Genomic DNA, 22,545 nt, shown 5'->3' with positions numbered 1-22,545 from the left:
GTTAAAGTCCATCGCGAGCTCGCTCCTACAGGGTCTAACCGGTTTTGAGTGGGAGAGTGTCGCCATGGATCTGCACCGCGTGTGTGGCTGGTTGTTGTTGCTGGGGCTGACGGTGTTGCCAGCCCTGTCCATCGCAGCAGGAAAATGCGAACGCCTCGTGGTGACCGGCAGCCCGGATGCGCCCCCGTATCTGTGGCAAGACCCGCAAAACCCCAAGCACCTGATCGGCGCCAGTGCCGATCTGTTACAGCAAGTAGCGGGGCAGTTGGGCATAAAGGTTGAGCTGCTTTATGCCGGCAGCCGTTCCCAGGCCCTCGACGAAGTGCGCAGCGGGCGCATGGACATGCTTGCCGATGCACCACTGACGGTCAGCGAGCTGGAAACCCTGGATTACATTCATCCGCCGTTGCTGGAAAATGATTACCTTGTCTGGACTCGTAAAGACTCGGCATTGGTTTACAACGAAGCACAGGACCTTCACGGTCATTCCGGCGCATTGTCGCAAAAGTCTCGAATGACCCCGGCATTCGGCACCTTCGCCGAACAGCAATTGACCCTCGTGCGCACTCCAAATCTGACCCAGGCCTTTCAGAAGTTGCTGTTGGGCGAGGTGGAATATGTGCTGGCCGGACGCTACTCGGGCATGGCGGCCGCGCAGGCACTGAGCATGGCCAACGACCTGGTTGCTCGTTCGCAGCCGGTCGACAAACCCGGTCTGTTCCTCGCGGTTTCCCATAACTCCGCCTGCAACGAACCATGGTTGCGCGGACAGCTGGCCAAAAAGATGACAGAATTGCCAGCGTCCGGACTGACGGAAGCCGTCCTGCAACGCAACATCGAGCGTTGGAGATCGCAGCAGCAACAACCCGTCAGTACCCCAAAACAGTAGGGATTCTTAGTGAGTATTCGACCTCTTTTCGCTGCCCTGGCCGTTCTGGCTCTGGCGGGTTGTGCAGCCGATCCGGCGCCGAATGAACAAATGCGATTGACCGAACAGGCACTTGAACAAGCCAAGGCCGTGGGCGCCAACGCCGACGACGTGCCGGAGATGAAGCTGGCAGAAGAAAAATTCGCCCGTGCCCAGGGCAACATGGCCGATCAGTCCTACAAACACGCACGCATGCGGGCCGAACAGGCCGAACTGGATGCGCGTCTGGCCGAAGCCCAGGTCCTGACCCTCAAAAGTGAGGAGCAGCTGAACGTGCTCAATACCCGCATCACTCGCCTGCGCAAGCAATTGGGAGATGCCCAATGAGCCTCAAATCCAAAGTGCTCGGCGGTTTGATCCTGGCCGGTTTCGCCAGTCTTTACGGTTGCGCCGGCCAGCACAGTGAGGCCGCGCTGCAGCAGGCCGGTGCCGATTTCCAGAAGGTCAAGGAAGACGCCAATGTGCTGCGTATTGCACCCAAGGACGTGATTCGCGCCGGTGAATCCCTGGCCCGCGCGGATCGGCTGTCCAGTTGCCCGACGTGCTGCATTACGCTTATCTGAGCCAACGCTACAGCGAAATCGCTCGGGAGCACACCAATCAGGTGCTCAACGAAGAGCGTGCGGCCAAACTCGACCTAGAGCGTCAGCGCCTGCAACTGGCCCTGCGAGAATCCAAACTGCTGAGCGTGCAGCAGCAAGGCAAGTTACTTGAAGAACAGATCGTTGCGCTGGCCACCACTCAGACCGACCGTGGTTTGGTGATGACACTGGGCGATGTGCTGTTCGACACCGGCGAAGCAGAATTGAAAAACTCCGCCAACCGAGTGGTATTGAAAATCGTCCAGTTCCTGCAGCTCAACCCCAAACGTGTGGTGCGTATCGAAGGTTATACCGACAGCACCGGCGGCAAACAGGACAATCTCAAGCTGTCGCGTGACCGAGCGCAATCGGTGGCGGATGTACTAATAGACCTTGGCATCGACGAAAAACGCATTCAGGTCGAAGGCTACGGGGACGAATATCCGGTGGACGTAAATGCCTCCGAGCGGGGTCGTGCACAGAACCGTCGTGTGGAAATTGTGTTCTCCGACAAAAAAGGCCAGCTCGGCGCCGCCCGCTAAGGGTTGCGTTACTGGAAAACCCGGCCTGCCAGTCAGCGCCGGGTTTTTTTTGCCTGCCGATTACCTCGCACCCTATCCATAAAAACAGTACAGATTTTGCTGACACCGCACTGTATGGTCGACTATTGTGGCAACTGTCCCCGTACACTTCTAAACTGTTCCGGTATTGTTTCATACAAAAATAAAATGCCCGTGAAATCGAGTGCTGCGTCATGACCAATCTTTTGCTCTACCAACGTATTGCTCAACAACTGGCCGAAGACATCCGCCGTGGTGTCTATCAACCGGGGGAGCGCGTGCCTTCGGTGCGCAAGATGAGCTCGCAGCTCAATGTCAGCCATGCCACGGTGTTGCAGGCTTACGCCAATCTCGAGGATCAGGGGCTGATCCGTGCCCGCCCGCAGTCGGGTTACTACGTGCACCAGACGCCAGCGCTGACGGCGCCGACGCCGGATATCGCCCGGGTCGAGCGCCCGGGTCTGGTCACTCGCAGCAGCATCATTCAGCAAGTATTGGTCGAGTCCCGCCGCGAAGGCGTGTTCCCGTTGGGCGCAGCAGTGCCGAGCGTCGATTACCTGCCCGTGCGGGCGCTGCATCAGCAACTGGCTAAAGTCACCCGTTTCCATAGTCCTCGGGCGTTCAGCTATATGTTCAGCCCGGGTTTTGAACCGTTGCGCCGACAAGTGGCGATTCGCATGCGCGATGCCGGTGTGGTGGTCGATCCGTCGGAAGTGGTGATCACCCACGGCTGTGTCGATGCATTGCAGATGTCGTTGCGCGTGCTGACGCGGCCAGGTGACCTGATTGCCGCTGAATCGCCGACCTATTACGGTCTGCTGCAACTGGCAGACTTATTGGGCCTCAAAGTCATCGAGATTCCCAGCGATCCGGCCACTGGCATGAGCCTTGAAGCTCTGCAGTTGGCGGCTAACCAGTGGTCGATCAAGGCGCTGGTGCTGACCACTCGTCTGAGCAATCCTTTGGGCGGCACCATGCCCGAAGAACGGCAGAAGCAACTGCTGCGGCTGGCCTCGGATTTCGATATCCAGATTGTCGAAGACGATATCTACGGCGAGTTGATGTTTGAACAAGGTCGCACCAAATCGCTAAAGGCCTACGATCGGCTGGACAGGGTGATCTATTGCTCGAGCTTCTCCAAAACCCTGTCGCCAGGTGTGCGGATCGGCTGGATGATTGCCGGCAAGTACCAGCAGGAGATCCAGCGCTTGCAAACCTTCAGTACGCATTCCGCCTGCAGCGTTACGCAGATGGGCATCGCGGCTTATCTGGAGAACGGCGGCTACGACCGTCACTTGCGCTACATTCGGCAGGAATACCGCAAGAATCTCAGCGCCTTTCAGCTGGCGGTGCAGCAGTATTTTCCGGAAGGAACACAGATGACCCGACCGACCGGCGGTTTTATTCTGTGGGTCAGTCTGCCAGGGCGGGTCAACACCCAGGAGCTGCACGTTCGGGCCTTGCAGCAAGGCATCAGTATCGCCCCGGGGCTGATTTTCAGTAACACCGAGCAGTTCAATCACTGTATTCGGCTCAACTGCGGTATACCCTGGAACCGTGAAGCCGAGCGAGCCTTGATGACCCTTGGCCTGCTGGCCACTCAGCTCTGCCAGGAGACGGCCGGCGGCATTTGATAGAACGGACAGGTTATTCCTGTCCGCGCTTGTCTTGTGACGTGCAACAAGCGAGCATATGGCCCTCTGCCGTTAACGCTGTTGAGTCCATGAAACCGATTTTTCCTGCCCTCTGGCTGTCGATCTGCCTGTTGATAACCTGCCAGGCCGAAGGTGTAATGGCGGCTTCCGTTCAGGAACAACCGCCAGCAAGCTCCACCCCGAAAAAAACATCTCCCGCCAAAAAATCCGCGCCGGTCAAAAAGAAACCGGCAGCCGTCAAGAAACGCCCGCCGATTGCCTCCAAATCGATGCCGGCCAGCGACGTGGTGAAAACCCAACTTCCTTCGCCCAATCTGGATTTGAGCCTGCCCAAGGACATGGCCCAGGAGTTGAAACCGATCGGTACGGTACCTTTGCCCAGACACGATGCAGTGTTACCGCAAATGTTCGGTGACAAGGCCGGCAGTTCGCCGTATCAGCTCAACGGAAGGCTGATCAGCAACGAAATGCAGTTGCAACTGCGCAATGTAGAGCGCCATGAGGTCGAAGGTGCCGCGTTGGAATTTGAGTTCAAGCACTGATTCCTTCCGTCCATCCACGACCCGCCAACCAGACACTTTGTCGGAGACTGGTCAGTCACCTCCGTTTCAGCAAAAAAACCCGGTATCAGGTAATTTTAAACAACTGTTTTAAAGGTTACTCTGTGCCACGTCCTTTAACACATCGCCCATCGCGAGGAGCTCGTCGTCATGAAATGCCGTGAAGGCTGTGGCGCCTGTTGCATTGCCCCTTCCATCAGTTCGCCGATTCCCGGAATGCCCAATGGCAAAGCGGCCGGAGAACGTTGCCTGCAACTGTCTGTCGATAATCTGTGCAGTATTTTCGGAAAACCGGAACGCCCGGCGGTTTGCTCGGCGTTTGAAGCCGATGTCGAGGTGTGTGGAGGCAGCAGTGAGGAAGCCATCAAGCTGCTTGGTTGGTGGGAGCAAATGACGGCGGCGTGATGTGTTCAACGAACGGAACTTCAATAACAAGGAATAAGACTATGGGTTCGCTGCATCGTATGGCTGTGCTATGTGGTTTGACGGTTGTGCTGGCTACTTCGGTCGCTCAGGCTGAAGACTGGAAAACCGCCAAGGACGAAGACGGCATCAAGGTTTCGTTGAGTGAAGTCGCCGGCTCCGACTACAAGGCCTACCGGGGCGTCACCGTCATGAAAACCACCATGGCCAAACTGCGTGCGTTGCAGGAAGACGTTCCGGGGGCCTGCGCCTGGATTCACGAATGCAAGACCCAGAAGCTGCTCAAGCATGAGGGCGATCAGAGCTGGACGTACACTCAGTTCAACACCCCATGGCCGGTCACCCCGCGTGATTCGGTGCTGCATGTCACCACCGTCGAAAGCGCCGATGGCAGCCTGACCCGCAAACTCGAAGGCGTACCGAAGTACGTTCCCGAAGAGAAAGGTTTCGTCCGGGTCGCCAAGGTCGACGGCTTCTGGAAATTCGTACCCAAGGGCGACCAGATTGAAGTGACCTATCAGGTGCATACCGAGCCGGGCGGCAGCATACCGTCGATGGTGGCCAACAAGTTCGTGGTCGATGCGCCGTTCAATACCCTGAAAGCCCTGAGAGAGCGCGCCGAGAAGTAAGCGTGTCGTTCTTTTGATAAAATGCCCCGACTTGTTCGGGGCGTTTTGCTTTCCGCGCTTTAATTTGTTTCTAATTATACGTTGCACGAAATTTTCACAAAGCCTCCAAGACAATCCGCCCGCGTCAGCAATGCCCGGCAGTAATCAATGGCAATGCTGCGGTTGATCGTGCAACATTTACTCACCGCGCAAGCCACGGGGCCGAGTCATGGCCAAAAGAGGGCAGGGCGCAGCTTTATTTTTGAAACTTCAACTTCCAATGGGTCCTAAAAACGACATGGCAATTCCGGACGCCCTGAATCAGCATCGAGCTTCAAGCCGCCTGCTGCAACCGACCGTCAAATCACACCTGGCCTACACGCTTCTGTGTGCCTTGGTCATGATGGTCATGTTCAGCCTGCTGCGCGTCGCGCTGCTGGTCTACAACCGGTCGATGATCCTCGATACACCCGCCTCGACCTTTCTCGAGGCATTTGCCAACGGTCTGCGTTTCGACGTGCGCCTTGTGGTCTATCTCAGCATTCCGCTGGTGCTGGCGCTGTTCAGCGCTCGGGCCATGGCGGCTCGTGGTTTCTTTCGTTTCTGGCTGACCGTTACCTCCAGCATTGCGCTGTTCCTCGGCTTGATGGAGATGGATTTTTACCGTGAATTCCACCAGCGCCTCAACGGCCTGGTCTTCCAGTATGTAAAGGAAGACCCGAAAACCGTGATGAGCATGCTTTGGTACGGTTTCCCGGTGGTTCGCTACCTGCTGGCCTGGGCCGTGGGCACTTTTATTCTGACGCTGGGGTTCAAGGGCGCCGACCGCGCCACCCGTCCTCGCGGTCCATTCAGCGGCGGCAGCATCGGCACGCGCCAGGTCGCTCCGTGGTATGCGCGCGTTGCCGTGTTCATGGTGTGCCTGGTGATCTGCGTGGTTGCCGCTCGTGGCACTCTGCGTCAAGGCCCGCCGCTGCGTTGGGGTGACGTCTATACCACTGACTCCAACTTCGCCAACCAGTTGGGCCTCAATGGCACCTTGCAACTGATTGCCGCGGCCGAGAGCCGGATGTCGGACGAACGCAGCAACATCTGGAAAGCGACGTTGGATCAGCCGTTGGCCGAGCAGACCGTGCGTGACATGTTACTGATCCCGGGCGACAAGCTGGTCGATGCCGACATCGCTGCGGTACGCCGTAACTACACACCTGACGCCAACAAGACCCTGCCGATCAAGAATGTCGTCGTGATCCTGATGGAAAGCTTCGCCGGTCACTCGGTGGGCGCTCTGGGGCGTCCGGGCAACGTCACGCCATACTTCGACAAATTGTCGAAAGAAGGCCTGTTGTTCGACCGTTTCTTCTCCAACGGAACCCATACCCACCAAGGCATGTTCGCCACAATGGCCTGCTTCCCTAACCTGCCAGGTTTCGAGTACCTGATGCAGACCCCGGAAGGCAGCCATAAATTGTCTGGCCTGCCGCAACTGCTCAGCGCTCGTGACTACGACAACGTGTACGTCTACAACGGCGATTTTGCGTGGGACAACCAGTCGGGTTTCTTCAGCAACCAGGGCATGACCAACTTCATTGGTCGTAACGACTACGTTAACCCGGTGTTTTCCGATCCCACGTGGGGCGTGTCCGACCAGGACATGTTCAACCGTGGTCTGGAAGAATTGAAAGCACGCGATGGCAAGGACAAAAAACCGTTCTATGCCTTGCTGCAAACCCTCTCCAACCACACGCCATACGCGATGCCTACGCCATTACCGGTGGAGCCTGTGACTGACCGTGGCACCCTCAACGAACATTTGACCGCCATGCGATACTCCGACTGGGCGCTGGGTCAGTTCTTCGAGAAGGCGCGTAAAGAGCCGTACTTCAACGAAACCTTGTTCGTGATCGTTGGCGACCACGGTTTTGGTGACGAACAGCAAATCACCGAAATGGACCTGGGCCGCTTCAACGTACCGATGCTGATGATCGCGCCGGGCATCCAGGAAAAATTCGGTCAACGTGACCACACGGTAGGCACGCAGATCGACATCGTGCCGACCATCATGGGGCGCGTAGGTGGCGACGTGGTGCATCAATGCTGGGGTCGTGATCTGCTGAATCTTCCGGAAGGCGACAAGGGTTTCGGCGTAATCAAACCTTCGGGTAATGATCAGACAGTCGCATTGCTGACCGCGAACCGAGTGTTGGTACTGCCCAAAGATATGCCGCCCAAGCTGTATCAGTACGAGCTGGGGGCCAATCCGAAAGGTGAGGTTATTCCGGCATCGGGCGACGAAGCAGTCCTCAAGCAGAAACTTGAGTCGTTCTTGCAAACAGCGACCAAAAGCCTGCTCGACAACACCGCCGGTGTAGTTGACGGCAAACCGGACTAAGGTTGGCGCAATAAAAAAAGAGGCCCATCAAAAGGGCCTCTTTTTTTTACCTGCTAATTCTTTATATCTTGCCAAGCAACAGCAGGATCAACAGCACCACCAACACCACACCGATGATACCCGACGGGCCATAACCCCAACTTCTGGAATGCGGGAACACTGGCAAACCACCGACCAGCAACAGGATCAGGATAACGATAAGAATTGTGCCCATGTCTATTTCCTTGTTGGAAGTGTTCTGGAATGACCTAGCCTTTAACTATCAGCTGGAATGCAATTAATTCGAGCTGCTTACAAAATCCGACTGGTGCGAACGAAAGAAAATTCCAAGTTTTTTAATGTTTTTTTGAAGAAAGGCTTATTTCGTTTTTTGTTCGTTCTGGTTGACACTCTCGCTCCCACGGTTTGCTCGAGCCATTCAGCAATCTGATGGAGCGTGGGTCGGGCAATATCCTTCGCTACACTCGGCGCATCTTCCCCCGAACAACAAGGCTGTTTGCTATGCAAAATCGCATGATGATCACTGGCGCGGGCTCGGGCTTAGGTCGCGAAATAGCGTTGCGCTGGGCCCGTGAAGGCTGGCAGTTGGCGTTGTCGGATGTCAGCGAGCCTGGCCTGCAGGAAACCTTGAAGCGGGTTCGCGAAGCCGGCGGCGATGGTTTTATCCAGCGTTGCGATGTGCGCGACTACAGTCAACTGACCGCCTTCGCCCAGGCCTGCGAAGAGAAGCTCGGCGGCATCGATGTGATCGTCAACAATGCCGGCGTTGCCTCGGGCGGTTTCTTCAATGAACTGTCCCTGGAAGACTGGGACTGGCAGATCGCGATTAACCTGATGGGCGTGGTCAAGGGCTGCAAGGCTTTCCTGCCACTGCTGGAAAAAAGTAAAGGCAAAATCATTAACATCGCCTCCATGGCAGCCCTGATGCAAGGCCCGGCCATGAGTAACTACAACGTCGCCAAGGCGGGCGTGGTGGCATTGTCCGAAAGCCTGCTGATCGAACTGGCGCAGCAGGAAATCGGCGTACACGTGGTGTGCCCGTCGTTCTTCCAGACCAACCTGCTGGACTCCTTCCGTGGCCCGACGCCCGCCATGAAAGCCCAGGTCGGCAAACTGCTCGAGAGTTCGCCGATTACTGCCGCTGACATTGCCGACTACATCTACCAACACGTCGGCGCCGGGGAATTCATGATTCTGCCCCACGAACAGGGCCGCATGGCCTGGGCGATCAAACAGAAAAATCCGCAACTGCTCTACAACGAAATGACGCTCATGGCCGACAAAATGCGCGCCAAGGCCAAACAAACCGCAGGCTGAACTTGCCCGCACGCAACACCGTCGTTAGGGTGGCCGCAACCGGCCATCCTCGCGAGACGTTTGCATGCTCAATTACCTGTGGTTTTTCCTCGCCGCGCTGTTTGAAATCGCCGGCTGCTTTGCTTTCTGGATGTGGTTGCGCCAAGGCAAAAGCGCCTGGTGGGTCGTGCCGGCGCTGCTCAGCCTGACCTTGTTCGCGTTGCTGCTGACCCGTGTCGAAGCAACTTACGCCGGTCGCGCCTACGCCGCCTACGGCGGCATCTACATCATTGCGTCAATTGGCTGGCTGGCGGTGGTCGAGCGGATTCGCCCGCTGGGCTCGGACTGGATCGGCGTGGCGCTGTGTGTGATCGGGGCCAGCGTCATCCTTTTCGGTCCGCGCCTCTCCGCTTCCTGACGGACTTGTCCTACATTTAACCGGTTTGTCAGACGTTTCCGAAAGGGTGATTCGCTGGGCGCTGTAGGGCGGGACTGAATTGCCTGCTTCGCATTGAAGCCTCGCGGTGCGCCGGGCATCTTCAAGGTCCGGTAACCCAGAAGGACGAATGCCATGCTTGTACTCAGCCGCGTTGTGGGCGAATTGATTTCCATCGGTGACAACATTACGGTGCGCATTGTGGCCGTCAACGGCGGGAGTGTGCGCTTCGGCGTAGAAGCGCCACCCAACGTCAATGTGCACCGGGCTGAAGTCTATGAGCGCATCCAGATCAAACGGGAAAAAGCCAAAGGTCGCTGAACATCTCAGTCAAACAGGTGCTTGGGCACATCATGCTTGAGCATCAACTGGCATTGCTCGCTTTCCGGATCAAAGACAATCAGCGCCTGGCCCTTGGTCAATGCCTGGCGCACGCGCAATACACGGGTTTCCAGCGGCGTGTCATCACCGTTGTCTGTGCCGTCACGGGTCACGAAATCCTCGATCAGGCGGGTCAGGGTGTCGACTTCAAGTTGGTCGTGCGGAATCAGCATAGGTACCTCGGCTAAACAATGGCGCGATGCTACGGCGAATGAAGGATTGCGGCTAGCCTGGGGAAAAATGGGCGCCTGATCTGGCGCCTTCGCGAGCAGGCTCGCTCCCACCGTTGACCGAGTTCCTGCAGGAGAAATGCGGTCGAATGTGGGAGCGAGCCTGCTCGCGAAGGCGATGGAACAGGCTGCACACGATAAGTTATAAGTTGGGCGTCAGACTTTTCCTCGGACCAGTTGGCGCAAGGCAAAACGGTTGGGATGACACGCCTCGGCGACCGTTCGTGGCAGCGGCAATGGTTCGTTATCCAGCCAAGCCGCCAGCAACTCTCCCGACAGTGGAGCGGTGATCAGGCCGCGAGAGCCATGCCCGCTGTTGATGTAGAAACCCTCAAGCCACGGGCAAGGAATGTCGGGGACTTGGCGGGCGTCTTTGCTCAGCGCGACGTACGCGTTGGCGAAGGCCTCGTGTTCGGCCAGCGGGCCGACGATTGGCAAATAATCCGGGCTGGTGCAACGGAAGGCGGCGCGTCCTTCAAGTTGTTGCGGGTCCAGCTTCTGAACGTGCAGTCGAGTGGCCAGGTCGGGAGAGATTTCCTCCAGCAGGGCCAGGTTGCCGAGGTGTTCGGCGACGGTAGGAATCAGCTCATCACTCTTGAAATCGAAGCTGGCCCCAAGGGTGTGTTCACCCAGGCGAGCCGGAGCGACATAGCCTTCGGCGCAGACAACGGTGGCCAGGCTTTGGCTTTCCGGGGTTTGCGCCAGTCGGGTGATTTGACCACGGATACGTTTGAGGGGCAGCTCGGCGCTTTGCGCGAAACGCTTGATCTCGGCGGCACCGGCCAGAATCACCACCGGGGCACAGGCCAGCAGAACGTCACCGTCCCAGGCCTGCCACTGGTTATCGACCTTGCGCAAGTCCAGCACTTCACGATGAGGTAGCCACTGAATATTGGTTGAGGACGCCTGCCAATGGCATAACGCTGGCGGGTGAACCCAGCCACCTTCCGGGAAGAACAGTCCTGCGTGTTCCAGGGCGATACCAGCCTGCAGCTGGGCCTGGGGTTGATCGAGCAAGTGCAGCAGATCTGGAGCGAACGCGGCCGCCAATTGCGCCTGACGCTGCGCTTCCTTGGCATTGAACGCCAGTTGCAGCACACCGCAATTGTCCCAGTCGACGCCACGCTGCAGGTGTTCGAGCAAGCGTCGGGTGTAACCGAATCCACTGACGATCAGTTGCGAAAGTGCGGTGCCATGCGCCGAAAGCTTGAGGTACAACACACCCTGAGGATTGCCCGAGGCTTCCTGCGCCAGAGCGTCGTGCCGTTCCAGCAGGCTCACGTGCCAACCCCGTGCCGCCAGGCTCGCCGCGCTGGCGCATCCCGCCAGACCCGCGCCGATCACCAGCGCATGACGTTCGCCGGCCAGCGGCGTCGGGCGCGCGAACCACGGTTTGGCCACGGCTGGCGCTGCGGCGTCTTGCGGCCAACCGAGAAACACGCCCCGAAGGATTTCCCATTTGTGGCCGATGCCAGGGGTGCGCTTCATCTTGAAACCCGCCGCGTTCAGCAGGCGCCGCACCCAACCGGTGCTGGTGAAGGTGCTGATGGTTGCGTCGGGCGCGGCCAGGCGGGCCAGTTCGGCAAACAGCTCGGCAGTCCACATGTCGGGATTTTTCGCCGGGGCAAAACCGTCGAGAAACCAGGCATCGATTTGCGCGTCCAGTTGCGGCAACTGTTCCAGCGCATCGCCGATGAGCAGGGTCAGGGTGACTCGGCCGTTATCCAGCACCAGGCGCTGGAAACCTTGATGGATCGCCACGTATTGGGCTAAAAGCTGATCGGCAAACAGGGTGAGTTCAGGCCACAAGGCCAGGGCTCGTTGCAGGTCGGGCAGACTCAGCGGATATTTTTCGACGCTGACAAAATGCAACCGCGCACCGGCCACCGCGTGCTGTTCGAATAGTTGCCAGGCGCACAGAAAATTTAACCCGGTGCCGAAGCCGGTCTCGCCAATCACCAATCGACCGCCCGCCGGTAACGCGGCGAAGCGTTCACGCAAGGCGTTCTGTTCGAGGAATACATAACGGGTTTCATCAAGGCCCGACTTGTCCGAAAAATAGACATCGTCGAACACCCGCGAGCGCGGGAGTCCTTCGTCGTCCCAGTCGAGCTGGGCGTGGGGCAATACAGGTTTCATGGCAGGCTCGGTAACGGCAAGGCGGCCATTCTAGCCGATTGCTGGCGAGGCGCTTGATCCGTGGCTTGCCCCTGTAGGAGCGAGCTCGCTCGCGATGGACTCAAGAGCGGCGCGGTTATTCAGAAAATACCCGTTATCGTTAACATCCATCGCGAGCAGGCTCGCTCCTACAGGTCCACACAACAGGGAATTTTCTCTGCTGACTGTCGGCCCAATCCGCTAGTCTTGCTCAATCTGGGAAGGGAGTCGTCCATGTTCGAATCTGCTGAAATCGGTCACGCCATCGACAAAGAAACCTATGACGCCGAAGTGCCGGCCTTGCGTGAAGCATTGCTGGAAGCACAGTTCGAGCTTCAGCAACAAAAACGTTTTCCGGTGATCATTTTGATCAACGGCATTGAAGGCGCCGGCAAGGGCGAAACGGTCAAATTGCTCAACGAGTGGATGGACCCGCGCTTGATTGAGGTCCGCACCTTTGATCAGCAGACCGACGAAGAGCTGGCGCGGCCACCGGCGTGGCGCTACTGGCGGATGCTGCCCGCCAAGGGCCGCATGGGGATTTTCTTTGGCAATTGGTACAGCCAGATGCTGCAAGGCCGGGTCAATGGTGAGTTCAAGGACCCTCGGCTCGACCAGGGCATTAACGCCGCCGAGCGACTGGAGAAGATGCTGTGCGATGAAGGCGCGCTGATCTTCAAGTTCTGGTTCCACCTCTCCAAGAAGCAGATGAAGGCCCGCCTCAAAGCCTTGGCGGATGACCCGCTGCACAGCTGGCGCATCAGTCCGCTGGACTGGCAACAGTCCCAGACCTACGACAAATTTGTGAAATATGGCGAACGCATTCTGCGCCGCACCAGCCGTGACTATGCGCCATGGCATGTGATCGCCGGAATGGACCCGCGTTATCGCAGCCTGGCGGTGGGCAAGATTTTGCTTGAAGGCCTGCAAGCTGCCCTGAGTCGTCCCAGGATTCACCCCGACAAAGTCAGCGCGGCGCCATTGCTCAGCAGCGTCGATAAGATGAACTTACTGGACAGCCTCGATCTGACCTTGCATCTGGACAAGGACGATTACGAGGAACAACTGATCACTGAGCAGGCGCGTTTTTCGGGGCTGATGCGCGACAAGCGCATGCGTCGACATGCCTTGGTGGCGGTGTTCGAAGGCAACGACGCGGCCGGTAAGGGGGGGGCGATCCGCCGGGTGGCTGCCGCGCTGGACCCGCGTCAATACAGCATCGTGCCGATCGCTGCGCCCACCGAGGACGAGCGGGCGCACCCGTACCTTTGGCGTTTCTGGCGGCAAATTCCGGCACGGGGCAAATTTACCGTGTTCGACCGGTCCTGGTATGGCCGGGTACTGGTAGAGCGCATCGAGGGCTTTTGCAGTCCGGCTGACTGGTTACGTGCCTATGGTGAAATCAACGACTTCGAAGAGCAGATCGCCGATGCCGGCGTGATCGTGGTCAAATTTTGGCTGGCCATCGACAAGCAGACTCAACTGGAACGGTTCGAGGCGCGCGAACAGATCCCCTTCAAGCGCTTCAAGATCACCGAAGATGATTGGCGCAATCGTGAAAAATGGGACAACTACCGCGCCGCCGTCGGTGACATGGTCGATCGCACCAGCACCGAGATTTCGCCCTGGACCCTGGTGGAGGCCAATGACAAGCATTGGGCGCGCGTCAAGGTCTTGCGCACCATCAACCGTGCGCTGGAAGAGGCGTTCAAAAAGTCCGACAAGCATGAGAAAAAGCTGAAAGGCAAGCGGTAAGCCGATGGTTACGCATACGCGGGGTGAATGATTGTCGCTGTGGGTAATGGGGTGGACTTATGCTCGGTCCACTCTCAACCGACAACAACAATGAGGTATGCCATGCGTGAAGTGGTGATCGTCGACAGTGTGCGGACCGGCCTGGCCAAGTCCTTTCGCGGCAAGTTCAACCAAACTCGTCCTGACGACATGGCGGCACATTGTGTCGATGCCTTGTTGAGGCGCACGGGCATTGACCCGGCCAGTGTCGAAGACTGCATAATCGGCGCCGGCTCCAACGAAGGCGCCCAGGGTTACAACATCGGTCGCAACGTCGCGGTGTTGTCGCGTTTGGGTATCGGTACTGCCGGCATGACCCTGAACCGTTTCTGCTCGTCGGGCTTGCAGGCGATCGCCATTGCTGCCAACCAGATCGCTTCGGGGTGCAGCGACATCATCGTCGCCGGTGGCGTCGAGTCCATCAGCCTCACGATGAAAAGCGTCAACACCGATAACCTGATCAACCCGCTGCTCAAAGAGCAGGTGCCGGGCATCTACTTCCCAATGGGCCAGACGGCCGAAATCGTCGCTCGTCGTTACAACGTCAGCCGTGAAGAGCAAGACCTGTACGCCCTGCAAAGCCAGCAACGCACCGCCCAGGCTCAAGCCGCCGGGTTGTTCGACGATGAAATCGTGCCGATGGCGGTGAAGTATCGGGTTGAAGACAAGGCGACCGGAGAGGTGAAAATCCTCGACGGCATCGTCGATCGCGATGACTGCAATCGCCCGGACACGACACTGGACAGTCTGGCGGGTTTGAAACCGGTGTTTTCCGAAGACGGTTCGGTCACGGCTGGCAACTCGTCGCAACTCTCCGACGGTGCCTCCATGACCCTGGTCATGAGTCTGGAAAAAGCCCTGGCGCTGGGCCTGAAGCCGAAAGCCTTCTTCCGCGGTTTTACCGTGGCCGGGTGTGCACCGGATGAAATGGGTATTGGTCCGGTTTTTTCAGTGCCCAAACTGCTCAAGGCCAAAGGTTTGCAGATTGCCGACATTGACCTGTGGGAACTCAACGAAGCATTCGCCTCCCAGTGCCTGTACAGCCGTAACCGACTGGGGATCGATAACGGGAAATACAACGTCAATGGCGGCTCGATCTCCATCGGCCATCCGTTCGGCATGACCGGTTCGCGTCAGGTCGGGCACCTTGTTCGTGAGTTGCAGCGACGCTCACTGCGTTACGGCATCGTCACCATGTGCGTGGGGGGCGGGATGGGGGCTACGGGGTTGTTTGAAGCGGTGCATTAAATCCGAAAGATTTGTGTTGCGTGATTAACCGCTATCGCGAGCAAGCTCGCTCCCACAGGAGATTTATTGTGTAAACAGATCCCTGTGGGAGCGAGCTTGCTCGCGATGCAGGCGCCTCGGTTTAACGGTTCACACTCACATGCTGCATCCGCTCGATATACGCCTGAATTTCCCGCGCCGTGCCCATTTAACGTTGCGACCTGTACAGTTTCATTCGCGGCCAACGGCAAACTGTCCCTGTGTGCCGCACGACTCTGCGCCTAGAATGACGGATCTGGTTTTCTGGTCTTGGGGTTCGCATGCACATTTCATCGGGTCGCTGGGTTTACGGTCTGTTCCTGGCCCTGTTGACCGCGCTGCTGTGGGGAATCCTGCCGATCAAACTCAAACAAGTGCTGCTGGTGATGGACCCGGTGACAGTGACCTGGTTTCGCCTGATGGTTTCCGGTGGGTGCCTGTTCATTTACCTGGCGGCGACCAAACGTCTGCCCAGTCGAAAAGCCCTCGGCCCGCGCGGTGGCTGGCTGGTGGTGATGGCGGTGCTCGGTCTGGTGGGCAACTACGTGCTGTACCTGATGGGCCTGAACCTGCTCAGCCCCGGCACCGCTCAACTGGTGGTGCAAATGGGGCCGATCATGCTGCTGATCGCCAGTCTGTTTGTATTCAAGGAGCGGTTTAGCGTGGGGCAGGGCATTGGCTTGCTGGTGCTGCTCATTGGCTTTGGGCTTTTTTTCAATCAGCGTCTGACTGAATTGCTCACGTCCCTGACGGATTACACCGCGGGCGTTTTGCTGGTGCTGTCGGCGTCAACGGTCTGGACGTTCTATGCGCTGGGGCAGAAACAACTGCTGACGGTGTGGAATTCGTTGCAGGTCATGATGGTGATCTACCTGTTTTGCGCGCTGTTGCTGACGCCGTGGGTGCACCCGCTGGAAGCGCTGCAACTGAACCCGCTGCAAGGTTGGCTATTGCTGGCGTGCTGCTTGAATACCTTGATTGCCTATGGCGCGTTCGCTGAAGCGCTGGCGCATTGGGAGGCTTCGCGGGTGAGTGCGACCTTGGCTATCACACCGTTGGTGACCTTTGTTGCGGTGGCGTTCGCAGCATGGATGTGGCCGGAGTATGTGCATGTCGAGACGATCAATGGTTTGGGGTATGGCGGGGCGGTGCTGGTGGTGCTGGGATCGGCACTGGTGGCGTTGGGGCCATCGCTTATCGCAGGTCTCAGAGCTCGCCGCGTTCGAATAGCGGCCAGTTAGACCGCGTCATCGTTCATCGCGAGCAGGCTCGCTCCCACAGAGATCCATGTCGCACTTCAAATCCCTGTGGGAGTGAGCCTGCTCGCGATGGCGGACTATCAGTCACCGCAGATATCAGCCCTTGGCACCCGCCTCCAACATATTCTCCGGACGCACCCACGCCTCAAACTCGGCATCCGTCAGATACCCCAGCTGCAACGCCGCTTCACGCAATGTCAGCCCTTCGGCATACGCCTTCTTGGCAATTTCCGCGGACTTGTCATAGCCGATATGCGGGTTCAGCGCGGTCACCAACATCAAACCACGCTCCAGATGTTCAGCCATTTTTGCCGCATCCGGTTCCAGGCCGGCGATGCAATGCTGCTGGAAGTTGCTGCAGCCATCGCCCAGCAGGCGGATCGATTGCAGCAGGTTGTGGATGATCACCGGTTTGAACACGTTCAATTGCAAGTGCCCCTGACTTGCCGCGAAGCCGATGGCGACGTCGTTGCCCAGTACTTGGCACGCCAGCATCGACAAGGCTTCACATTGGGTGGGGTTGACCTTGCCGGGCATAATCGAGCTGCCAGGCTCGTTGGCTGGCAGTTTTACTTCAGCGAGACCGGCTCGCGGGCCGGAACCCAGCAAGCGCAGGTCGTTGGCGATTTTCATCAGGGTCACGGCGAGGGTTTTCAGCGCGCCGGACAACGTGGTCAACGGCTCATGGCCGGCGAGGGCGGCGAATTTGTTCGGCGCGGTGACGAACGGCAGGCCTGAGAGCGCGGCCAGTTCGGCGGCGATGGCTTCGCCAAAACCGTGCGGCGAATTCAGCCCGGTGCCCACAGCCGTGCCGCCTTGGGCCAGTTCACAGACGGCCGGCAGGGCGCTGCGGATCGCCCGATCGGCGTAATCCAGTTGTGCGATGAACGCCGAAATCTCCTGGCCGAACGTAATCGGCGTGGCGTCCATCATGTGGGTACGGCCGGTCTTGACCAGTTTCATGTGCCGTGCCGAGAGTTCGGCCAATCCGCCGGACAATTCGCCGATCGCCGGCAACAAATGGTGCTGCACGGCCTGAACGGTGGCGATGTGCATGGCGGTTGGGAAGCAGTCGTTGGAACTCTGGGAGCGGTTGACATGATCGTTCGGGTGAACCGGCGCTTTGCCGCCGCGAGGGTTTCCGGCCAGTTCATTGGCTCGCCCGGCGATCACTTCGTTAACGTTCATGTTGCTCTGGGTGCCGCTGCCGGTCTGCCAGACCACCAGCGGGAATTGGTCGTCGTGGCTGCCGTCGAGCACTTCGTCGGCCGCCTGTTCAATCAGTCGGGCGATGTCGGCGGGCAGGTCGCCATTGCGGTCGTTGACCCGTGCCGCAGCTTTCTTGATCAGCGCCAGGGCATGCAGCACCGCCAGCGGCATGCGCTCGTTGCCGATGGCGAAGTTAATCAGCGAGCGTTGCGTCTGAGCGCCCCAGTAGGCTTCATCCGGGACTTCCACCTGGCCAAGGCTGTCGGTTTCGATACGGCTCATCATGCACACTCCTGTCGGTCTGATAGGGCAGTTTAGGCCGTGATCGGCAGCCGTGGTTCCTTCCATGTGGAATTTGATCGTTCAACCCCTCTAAATCAGGCCCCACAAGGCTTGGGGTTGAGTGACACACTTTTTTAGGTGCAGAATAGACGCCCTTGGGGTATGACCTCGCCTGCTAGAAAAGGAAACTCGATGACTCGTCTTCGTGCCATCTGTACCGCGGTTGCACTGGTTTGCGCCAGCGGCCCTGTTTTTGCCGATACCGCCAGCCACAACGCCAGTGCCGAAGCTTTCCTGACCCTGGCGCACGCTGACAAGTTGGGCACTCCGGTGTACATGCAAGTGCAGCAAATGTTCGCTCAGCGTTTTGAACAGACCAAAGCGCCTGAATCGAAAAAAGCCCTGCTGGAAACGTATCAGGCCAAAGCCAACGCTGCACTGAACGCGGCCATTGGCTGGGACAAACTGAAGCCGGATATGGTCAAGCTTTACACCGCCAATTTCAGCGAGTCCGAGTTGAAAGACCTGGTTGCGTTCTACCAGTCGCCACTGGGCAAGAAAGTCCTGGAAAAAATGCCGCAGATGACTCAGCAATCGGCCCAGATGACCCAAGCCAAGCTGGAAAGCGCGGTGCCTGTGGTCAACAAGTTGCTGGATGACATGACCAACGAGCTGGCGCCTAAAGGCGCTGCCGCTCCAGCCAAGAAAAAGCCTTAAGCGGAGTTTGGTATGACCATGCAGCAACGCATCGAATCGACGTTGGGGCTGTTGCAGCCCGAGCATCTGCAAGTGCTGGATGAAAGCCACATGCACAGCCGTGGGTTGCAAACCCACTTCAAGGCTGTGGTGGTCAGTCAGCAGTTCGAAGGGCTCAATCGCGTCAAGCGTCACCAAAAAGTCTACGGCACGCTCGGCGAGCTGATGGGCGAGTTCCATGCGTTGGCGCTGCATACCTACACGCCAGAGGAATGGGCACAGATCGACGCGGCTCCGGCCTCGCCGACCTGTGCGGGCGGCAGCAAGCATTAAACCCACGTTTTTTGCTAGAATCCGCAACGCGCCGCTGACCCGGCGCGTTTTTTTTCGCATCCGGTTCACCCCTTACGAGGGTAGCCACCTGGAGAATCACCCATGACACAACAGATTGTCGTGGCGGCACTTTATAAGTTCGTCACTCTGGAAGATTACGTCGACCTGCGCGAGCCACTGCTGCAAGCAATGGTCGACAACGGCATCAAAGGCACGCTGCTGATCGCCGAAGAAGGCATCAACGGCACTGTGTCCGGTAGCCGCGAAGGCATCGACGGGCTGATGGCCTGGCTCAAGAACGATCCGCGCATGGACGACATCGACCACAAAGAATCGTACTGCGACGATCAGCCGTTCTATCGCACCAAAGTCAAACTCAAGAAAGAAATCGTCACCTTGGGCGTCGACGGCGTGGACCCGAACAAAAAGGTCGGCACTTACGTTGACCCGCAGAACTGGAACGCACTGATCAGCGATCCGGAAGTGTTGTTGATCGACACCCGCAACGACTACGAGGTCTCGATCGGTACCTTTGAAGGCGCCATCGACCCGAAGACCACCAGTTTTCGCGAATTCCCCGACTACATCAAAGAACACTTCGACCCGGCTGTGCACAAGAAAGTCGCGATGTTCTGCACCGGCGGCATTCGCTGTGAAAAAGCCTCCAGCTACATGCTCAGCCAGGGGTTTGACGAGGTCTACCACCTCAAGGGCGGGATCCTGAAGTACCTCGAAGAGGTGCCGCTGGAAGAAACCAAATGGCAGGGCGACTGCTTTGTGTTCGATAACCGGGTCACCGTTCGCCACGATCTGAGCGAAGGCGACTACGATCAATGTCATGCCTGTCGTACACCGGTTAGCGCCTCCGACCGTGCGTCCGAGCATTACGTGGCCGGCATCAGTTGCCCGCATTGCTGGGATAAGCTGAGCGAGAAGACCCGCCGCAGCGCCATCGACCGACAAAAGCAGATCGAACTGGCCAAGGCGCGCAACATGCCGCACCCAATCGGCTACAACTACAAGAAAGCACCTTCGGAGGCTTGAATCATGTCTGTACGCCGCTTGCTCTATGTGATGGATCCGATGTGTTCCTGGTGCTGGGGCTTTGCGCCGGTGGCCAACGCGCTGGTCGAGCAGGCGCAAGCGGCGGGTGTGGACGTGCATCTGGTCGTAGGCGGTTTGCGCACGGGCAGTGGCGCGGCGATTGAGCCGACCACCCGACGCTATATCCTTGAGCATTGGCAGGCGGTCACCGAGGCCACCGGTCAGCCATTCAAGCTGGAAGGCGCTTTGCCCGAGGGTTTTGTCTACGACACCGAGCCTGCCTGTCGGGCGCTGGTGACTGCGCGCAGTCTGGCACCCGATTGCGCGTGGAAACTGCTCGGGTTGATTCAACACGCGTTTTACGCCGAAGGACGCGATGTCACGCACGCCAGTGTGCTGGTGGAACTGGCGGAGCAGGCCGGGTTGCCACGCATCGAATTCGCCGCTGCGTTCGACCGTGCGGACCAGCATGCTGCGACGGCCGCCGATTTCACCTGGGTGCAAGACCTGGGCATTGCCGGTTTTCCGACCTTGTTGGCTGAACGTGATGGTCAATTGGCGTTGTTGACCAATGGCTATCAGCCTCTAAGCGTACTGTCACCGCTGCTCGGCCGTTGGCTGGAGCGCGCTGCCTGTGCATGACCAGCCCGATGACGCGCCAGCTCCCAAGCGTGTCGACCGTCTGAGCTGGGCGGAAATCCGTCGGCTGGCACTTCATCACAAGAAATCCCTATGGATTGCCAACGGCGTGGCCGTGCTGGCGACCCTGTGCAGCGTCCCCATTCCTTTGCTTCTACCGTTGCTGGTGGACGAAGTGCTACTGGGGCACGGCGACGCCGCACTGAAGATCATGAACCATGCATTGCCCGAAGGTTGGCAGCAGGCGGCAGGCTACATTGGCTTGATGCTGCTGGTGACCTTGACCCTGCGTTGCGCTGCATTACTGTTCAACGTCGTGCAAGCGCGATTGTTTGCGGCGCTGGCCAAGGACATCGTCTACCGCATTCGCGTGCGCCTGATCGAACGACTCAAGCGCATCTCGTTGGGTGAGTATGAAAGCCTGGGCAGCGGCACGGTCACCACGCACCTGGTGACTGACCTGGATACGCTGGACAAATTCGTTGGCGAAACCCTGAGCCGTTTCCTTGTTGCCATGCTGACACTGGTCGGTACCGCCGGCATTCTGATGTGGATGCATTGGAAACTGGCGCTGTTGATTTTGTTGTTCAATCCACTGGTGATCTACGCCACGGTGCAGTTGGGCAAACGGGTCAAACACCTGAAGAAACTTGAGAACGACAGCACCTCGCGTTTTACCCAGGCGTTGACCGAAACCCTCGACTCGATCCAGGAAGTGCGCGCAGGCAACCGTCAGGGCTTTTTCCTCGGGCGCCTGGGCCAACGAGCTCGTGAAGTCCGCGATTACGCAGTGAACTCGCAGTGGAAAACCGATGCCTCGAACCGTGCCAGCGGCTTGTTGTTTCAGTTTGGTATCGATATTTTCCGCGCCGCGGCCATGCTCACCGTGTTGTTTTCCGACCTGTCCATCGGCCAGATGCTGGCAGTGTTCAGCTACCTGTGGTTCATGATCGGTCCGGTCGAGCAGCTGCTGAATCTGCAATACGCCTATTACGCTGCCGGCGGTGCATTATCGCGGATCAACGAGTTGCTGGCTCGGGCCGATGAGCCGGAATACCCGGGCGGTATCGACCCGTTCAATGGTCGCGAAACCGTTGGCATCGAAGTCCAGGGATTGAGTTTCGGGTACGGCGACGAACTGGTGTTGAATCAGATGAACCTGTCGATCGCGCCCGGTGAAAAGGTCGCGATCGTCGGCGCCAGCGGTGGGGGCAAAAGCACGCTGGTGCAGTTGCTGCTGGGCTTGTACACGCCGCAGGCCGGAACCATCCGTTTCGGCGGTTCGACCCAGCAAGAGATCGGCCTGGAAACCGTGCGGGAAAATGTCGCCGTGGTCCTGCAACATCCGGCGCTGTTCAACGACACCATCCGCGCCAACCTGACCATGGGCCGCGAACGCAGTGACGAGGCCTGCTGGCAAGCGTTGGAGATTGCTCAGTTGCACCACACGGTTCGTGAGTTGCCCAACGGCCTGGACAGCATCGTCGGACGTTCCGGCGTGCGGTTATCCGGCGGGCAGCGCCAGCGTCTGGCGATTGCGCGGATGGTGCTGGCCGAGCCCAAGGTCGTGATCCTCGACGAGGCCACCTCGGCGCTGGATGCCGCCACCGAATACAACCTGCACCAGGCGTTGGCGCGGTTCTTGAGCAACCGCACCACGCTGATCATTGCGCACCGGTTGTCAGCGGTGAAACAAGCCGACCGGGTGCTGGTGTTCGATGGCGGGCAAATTGCCGAAGATGGTGACCATCAGCAGTTGATTGCTGATGGTGGTTTGTACGCCAAGCTTTATGGGCATTTGCAGCAGCACTGATCA

General features: G+C 58.4%; 22 protein-coding genes and 1 pseudogene. 19 read left to right on the top strand and 4 right to left on the bottom strand.

The window, feature by feature from the left end; all coding sequences use genetic code 11:
- Window positions 1–64: 64 nt before the first annotated feature.
- The 8 genes and pseudogenes from AC1MDT_RS14670 (at window position 65) to AC1MDT_RS14635 (ending at window position 7,707) form a co-directional block, all read left to right on the top strand.
- Window positions 65–889, top strand: coding sequence for a substrate-binding periplasmic protein (locus tag AC1MDT_RS14670; protein WP_480417847.1), 825 nt, complete (start codon window positions 65–67; stop codon window positions 887–889).
- Between the two features lie 9 nt (window positions 890–898).
- Complete coding sequence (locus AC1MDT_RS14665) at window positions 899–1,255, top strand: DUF4398 domain-containing protein (protein ID WP_480417846.1); 357 nt, start codon at window positions 899–901, stop codon at window positions 1,253–1,255.
- A pseudogene (locus AC1MDT_RS14660) lies at window positions 1,252–2,051 on the top strand (OmpA family protein). Before AC1MDT_RS14665 ends, AC1MDT_RS14660 begins: the two are co-directional and overlap by 4 nt.
- Window positions 2,052–2,263: 212 nt before the next feature.
- Window positions 2,264–3,703, top strand: a complete 1,440-nt coding sequence (locus AC1MDT_RS14655; protein ID WP_414909455.1) for an aminotransferase-like domain-containing protein — start codon at window positions 2,264–2,266, stop codon at window positions 3,701–3,703.
- Window positions 3,704–3,792: 89 nt separating this feature from the next.
- Window positions 3,793–4,266, top strand: a complete 474-nt coding sequence (locus AC1MDT_RS14650) for a translation initiation factor 2 (RefSeq protein WP_480417845.1) — start codon at window positions 3,793–3,795, stop codon at window positions 4,264–4,266.
- Window positions 4,267–4,434: 168 nt separating this feature from the next.
- Window positions 4,435–4,689 carry a YkgJ family cysteine cluster protein gene (locus tag AC1MDT_RS14645; protein WP_414909457.1) on the top strand — a complete coding sequence of 85 codons (255 nt, stop codon included), beginning with the start codon at window positions 4,435–4,437 and terminating at the stop codon, window positions 4,687–4,689.
- A gap of 41 nt (window positions 4,690–4,730) precedes the next feature.
- Window positions 4,731–5,336 (top strand): START domain-containing protein, encoded by a 606-nt coding sequence (locus AC1MDT_RS14640; protein ID WP_480417843.1) that lies wholly within the window; start codon window positions 4,731–4,733, stop codon window positions 5,334–5,336.
- 277 nt (window positions 5,337–5,613) lie between these two features.
- A complete protein-coding gene (locus tag AC1MDT_RS14635; RefSeq protein ID WP_480417841.1) occupies window positions 5,614–7,707 on the top strand; it encodes an LTA synthase family protein in 2,094 nt (697 codons plus the stop codon).
- A 61-nt stretch (window positions 7,708–7,768) separates the two neighbouring features.
- On the opposite strand, the gene AC1MDT_RS14630 is transcribed toward AC1MDT_RS14635, so the two are convergent.
- Entirely contained in the window at window positions 7,769–7,927 is a 159-nt protein-coding gene (locus tag AC1MDT_RS14630) for a DUF3309 family protein (RefSeq protein ID WP_169858239.1), read from the bottom strand.
- 281 nt (window positions 7,928–8,208) lie between these two features.
- Between AC1MDT_RS14630 and AC1MDT_RS14625 the strand changes: the two genes are divergently transcribed.
- The 3 genes from AC1MDT_RS14625 to csrA all read left to right on the top strand — a co-directional run bounded on the left by AC1MDT_RS14625 (window position 8,209) and on the right by csrA (window position 9,760).
- Complete coding sequence (locus AC1MDT_RS14625) at window positions 8,209–9,024, top strand: SDR family oxidoreductase (protein WP_480417840.1); 816 nt, start codon at window positions 8,209–8,211, stop codon at window positions 9,022–9,024.
- 64 nt (window positions 9,025–9,088) lie between these two features.
- On the top strand, window positions 9,089–9,421 hold the full coding sequence (locus AC1MDT_RS14620) for a YnfA family protein (RefSeq protein WP_480417839.1): 333 nt from the start codon (window positions 9,089–9,091) through the stop codon (window positions 9,419–9,421).
- A 153-nt stretch (window positions 9,422–9,574) separates the two neighbouring features.
- Window positions 9,575–9,760 carry a carbon storage regulator CsrA gene (gene csrA, locus AC1MDT_RS14615; protein WP_480417838.1) on the top strand — a complete coding sequence of 62 codons (186 nt, stop codon included), beginning with the start codon at window positions 9,575–9,577 and terminating at the stop codon, window positions 9,758–9,760.
- Window positions 9,761–9,765: 5 nt separating this feature from the next.
- Here the strand turns inward: csrA and AC1MDT_RS14610 are convergent, their stop codons facing one another.
- Together AC1MDT_RS14610 and mnmC are read right to left on the bottom strand one after the other, a co-directional pair.
- Window positions 9,766–9,993, bottom strand: coding sequence for a YheU family protein (locus AC1MDT_RS14610; RefSeq protein WP_003199186.1), 228 nt, complete (start codon window positions 9,991–9,993; stop codon window positions 9,766–9,768).
- 213 nt (window positions 9,994–10,206) lie between these two features.
- Window positions 10,207–12,189, bottom strand: a complete 1,983-nt coding sequence (mnmC, locus tag AC1MDT_RS14605; RefSeq protein WP_480417837.1) for a bifunctional tRNA (5-methylaminomethyl-2-thiouridine)(34)-methyltransferase MnmC2/FAD-dependent 5-carboxymethylaminomethyl-2-thiouridine(34) oxidoreductase MnmC1 — start codon at window positions 12,187–12,189, stop codon at window positions 10,207–10,209.
- 252 nt (window positions 12,190–12,441) lie between these two features.
- On the opposite strand from mnmC, the gene pap reads away from it, so the two are divergent.
- The 3 genes from pap to AC1MDT_RS14590 all read left to right on the top strand — a co-directional run bounded on the left by pap (window position 12,442) and on the right by AC1MDT_RS14590 (window position 16,508).
- A complete protein-coding gene (gene pap, locus AC1MDT_RS14600) occupies window positions 12,442–13,962 on the top strand; it encodes a polyphosphate:AMP phosphotransferase (RefSeq protein WP_480417836.1) in 1,521 nt (506 codons plus the stop codon).
- A 102-nt stretch (window positions 13,963–14,064) separates the two neighbouring features.
- Window positions 14,065–15,249, top strand: coding sequence for a thiolase family protein (locus AC1MDT_RS14595; RefSeq protein WP_480417835.1), 1,185 nt, complete (start codon window positions 14,065–14,067; stop codon window positions 15,247–15,249).
- A 299-nt stretch (window positions 15,250–15,548) separates the two neighbouring features.
- Window positions 15,549–16,508 carry a DMT family transporter gene (locus AC1MDT_RS14590; RefSeq protein WP_480417834.1) on the top strand — a complete coding sequence of 320 codons (960 nt, stop codon included), beginning with the start codon at window positions 15,549–15,551 and terminating at the stop codon, window positions 16,506–16,508.
- A 114-nt stretch (window positions 16,509–16,622) separates the two neighbouring features.
- On the opposite strand, the gene AC1MDT_RS14585 is transcribed toward AC1MDT_RS14590, so the two are convergent.
- Window positions 16,623–18,017, bottom strand: a complete 1,395-nt coding sequence (locus AC1MDT_RS14585; RefSeq protein ID WP_480422793.1) for a class II fumarate hydratase — start codon at window positions 18,015–18,017, stop codon at window positions 16,623–16,625.
- Between the two features lie 192 nt (window positions 18,018–18,209).
- Between AC1MDT_RS14585 and AC1MDT_RS14580 the strand changes: the two genes are divergently transcribed.
- The 5 genes from AC1MDT_RS14580 to AC1MDT_RS14560 all read left to right on the top strand — a co-directional run bounded on the left by AC1MDT_RS14580 (window position 18,210) and on the right by AC1MDT_RS14560 (window position 22,542).
- Complete coding sequence (locus AC1MDT_RS14580; protein ID WP_480417833.1) at window positions 18,210–18,734, top strand: DUF2059 domain-containing protein; 525 nt, start codon at window positions 18,210–18,212, stop codon at window positions 18,732–18,734.
- Window positions 18,735–18,746: 12 nt separating this feature from the next.
- Entirely contained in the window at window positions 18,747–19,046 is a 300-nt protein-coding gene (locus AC1MDT_RS14575; RefSeq protein WP_052964137.1) for a BolA family protein, read from the top strand.
- Between the two features lie 102 nt (window positions 19,047–19,148).
- Entirely contained in the window at window positions 19,149–20,090 is a 942-nt protein-coding gene (gene trhO / locus AC1MDT_RS14570; RefSeq protein ID WP_480417831.1) for an oxygen-dependent tRNA uridine(34) hydroxylase TrhO, read from the top strand.
- Between the two features lie 3 nt (window positions 20,091–20,093).
- Complete coding sequence (locus AC1MDT_RS14565) at window positions 20,094–20,732, top strand: DsbA family protein (protein WP_480417829.1); 639 nt, start codon at window positions 20,094–20,096, stop codon at window positions 20,730–20,732.
- On the top strand, window positions 20,725–22,542 hold the full coding sequence (locus AC1MDT_RS14560) for an ABC transporter ATP-binding protein (protein ID WP_480417828.1): 1,818 nt from the start codon (window positions 20,725–20,727) through the stop codon (window positions 22,540–22,542). The genes AC1MDT_RS14565 and AC1MDT_RS14560 overlap by 8 nt, the downstream gene beginning before the upstream one ends.
- Window positions 22,543–22,545 lie beyond the last annotated feature (3 nt).

Source organism: Pseudomonas sp. ASL7, from assembly GCF_056680375.1.
The sequence above is the reverse complement of the archived record's forward strand: the minus strand, read 5'-3'. Positions and strand labels throughout refer to the sequence as shown.

What these genes read in the sequence shown, in the direction of transcription:
- AC1MDT_RS14580 (WP_480417833.1), top strand. Translation starts at nt 18,210, where the DNA reads ATGACTCGTCTTCGTGCCATCTGTACCGCGGTTGCACTGGTTTGCGCC.
- pap (WP_480417836.1), top strand. Translation starts at nt 12,442, where the DNA reads ATGTTCGAATCTGCTGAAATCGGTCACGCCATCGACAAAGAAACCTAT.
- AC1MDT_RS14645 (WP_414909457.1), top strand. Translation starts at nt 4,435, where the DNA reads ATGAAATGCCGTGAAGGCTGTGGCGCCTGTTGCATTGCCCCTTCCATC.
- AC1MDT_RS14670 (WP_480417847.1), top strand. Translation starts at nt 65, where the DNA reads ATGGATCTGCACCGCGTGTGTGGCTGGTTGTTGTTGCTGGGGCTGACG.
- AC1MDT_RS14650 (WP_480417845.1), top strand. Translation starts at nt 3,793, where the DNA reads ATGAAACCGATTTTTCCTGCCCTCTGGCTGTCGATCTGCCTGTTGATA.
- AC1MDT_RS14610 (WP_003199186.1), bottom strand. Translation starts at nt 9,993, where the DNA reads ATGCTGATTCCGCACGACCAACTTGAAGTCGACACCCTGACCCGCCTG.
- csrA (WP_480417838.1), top strand. Translation starts at nt 9,575, where the DNA reads ATGCTTGTACTCAGCCGCGTTGTGGGCGAATTGATTTCCATCGGTGAC.
- AC1MDT_RS14640 (WP_480417843.1), top strand. Translation starts at nt 4,731, where the DNA reads ATGGGTTCGCTGCATCGTATGGCTGTGCTATGTGGTTTGACGGTTGTG.
- AC1MDT_RS14635 (WP_480417841.1), top strand. Translation starts at nt 5,614, where the DNA reads ATGGCAATTCCGGACGCCCTGAATCAGCATCGAGCTTCAAGCCGCCTG.
- AC1MDT_RS14565 (WP_480417829.1), top strand. Translation starts at nt 20,094, where the DNA reads ATGTCTGTACGCCGCTTGCTCTATGTGATGGATCCGATGTGTTCCTGG.
- AC1MDT_RS14655 (WP_414909455.1), top strand. Translation starts at nt 2,264, where the DNA reads ATGACCAATCTTTTGCTCTACCAACGTATTGCTCAACAACTGGCCGAA.
- AC1MDT_RS14595 (WP_480417835.1), top strand. Translation starts at nt 14,065, where the DNA reads ATGCGTGAAGTGGTGATCGTCGACAGTGTGCGGACCGGCCTGGCCAAG.
- AC1MDT_RS14585 (WP_480422793.1), bottom strand. Translation starts at nt 18,017, where the DNA reads ATGAGCCGTATCGAAACCGACAGCCTTGGCCAGGTGGAAGTCCCGGAT.
- AC1MDT_RS14625 (WP_480417840.1), top strand. Translation starts at nt 8,209, where the DNA reads ATGCAAAATCGCATGATGATCACTGGCGCGGGCTCGGGCTTAGGTCGC.
- trhO (WP_480417831.1), top strand. Translation starts at nt 19,149, where the DNA reads ATGACACAACAGATTGTCGTGGCGGCACTTTATAAGTTCGTCACTCTG.
- AC1MDT_RS14620 (WP_480417839.1), top strand. Translation starts at nt 9,089, where the DNA reads ATGCTCAATTACCTGTGGTTTTTCCTCGCCGCGCTGTTTGAAATCGCC.
- AC1MDT_RS14590 (WP_480417834.1), top strand. Translation starts at nt 15,549, where the DNA reads ATGCACATTTCATCGGGTCGCTGGGTTTACGGTCTGTTCCTGGCCCTG.
- AC1MDT_RS14575 (WP_052964137.1), top strand. Translation starts at nt 18,747, where the DNA reads ATGACCATGCAGCAACGCATCGAATCGACGTTGGGGCTGTTGCAGCCC.
- mnmC (WP_480417837.1), bottom strand. Translation starts at nt 12,189, where the DNA reads ATGAAACCTGTATTGCCCCACGCCCAGCTCGACTGGGACGACGAAGGA.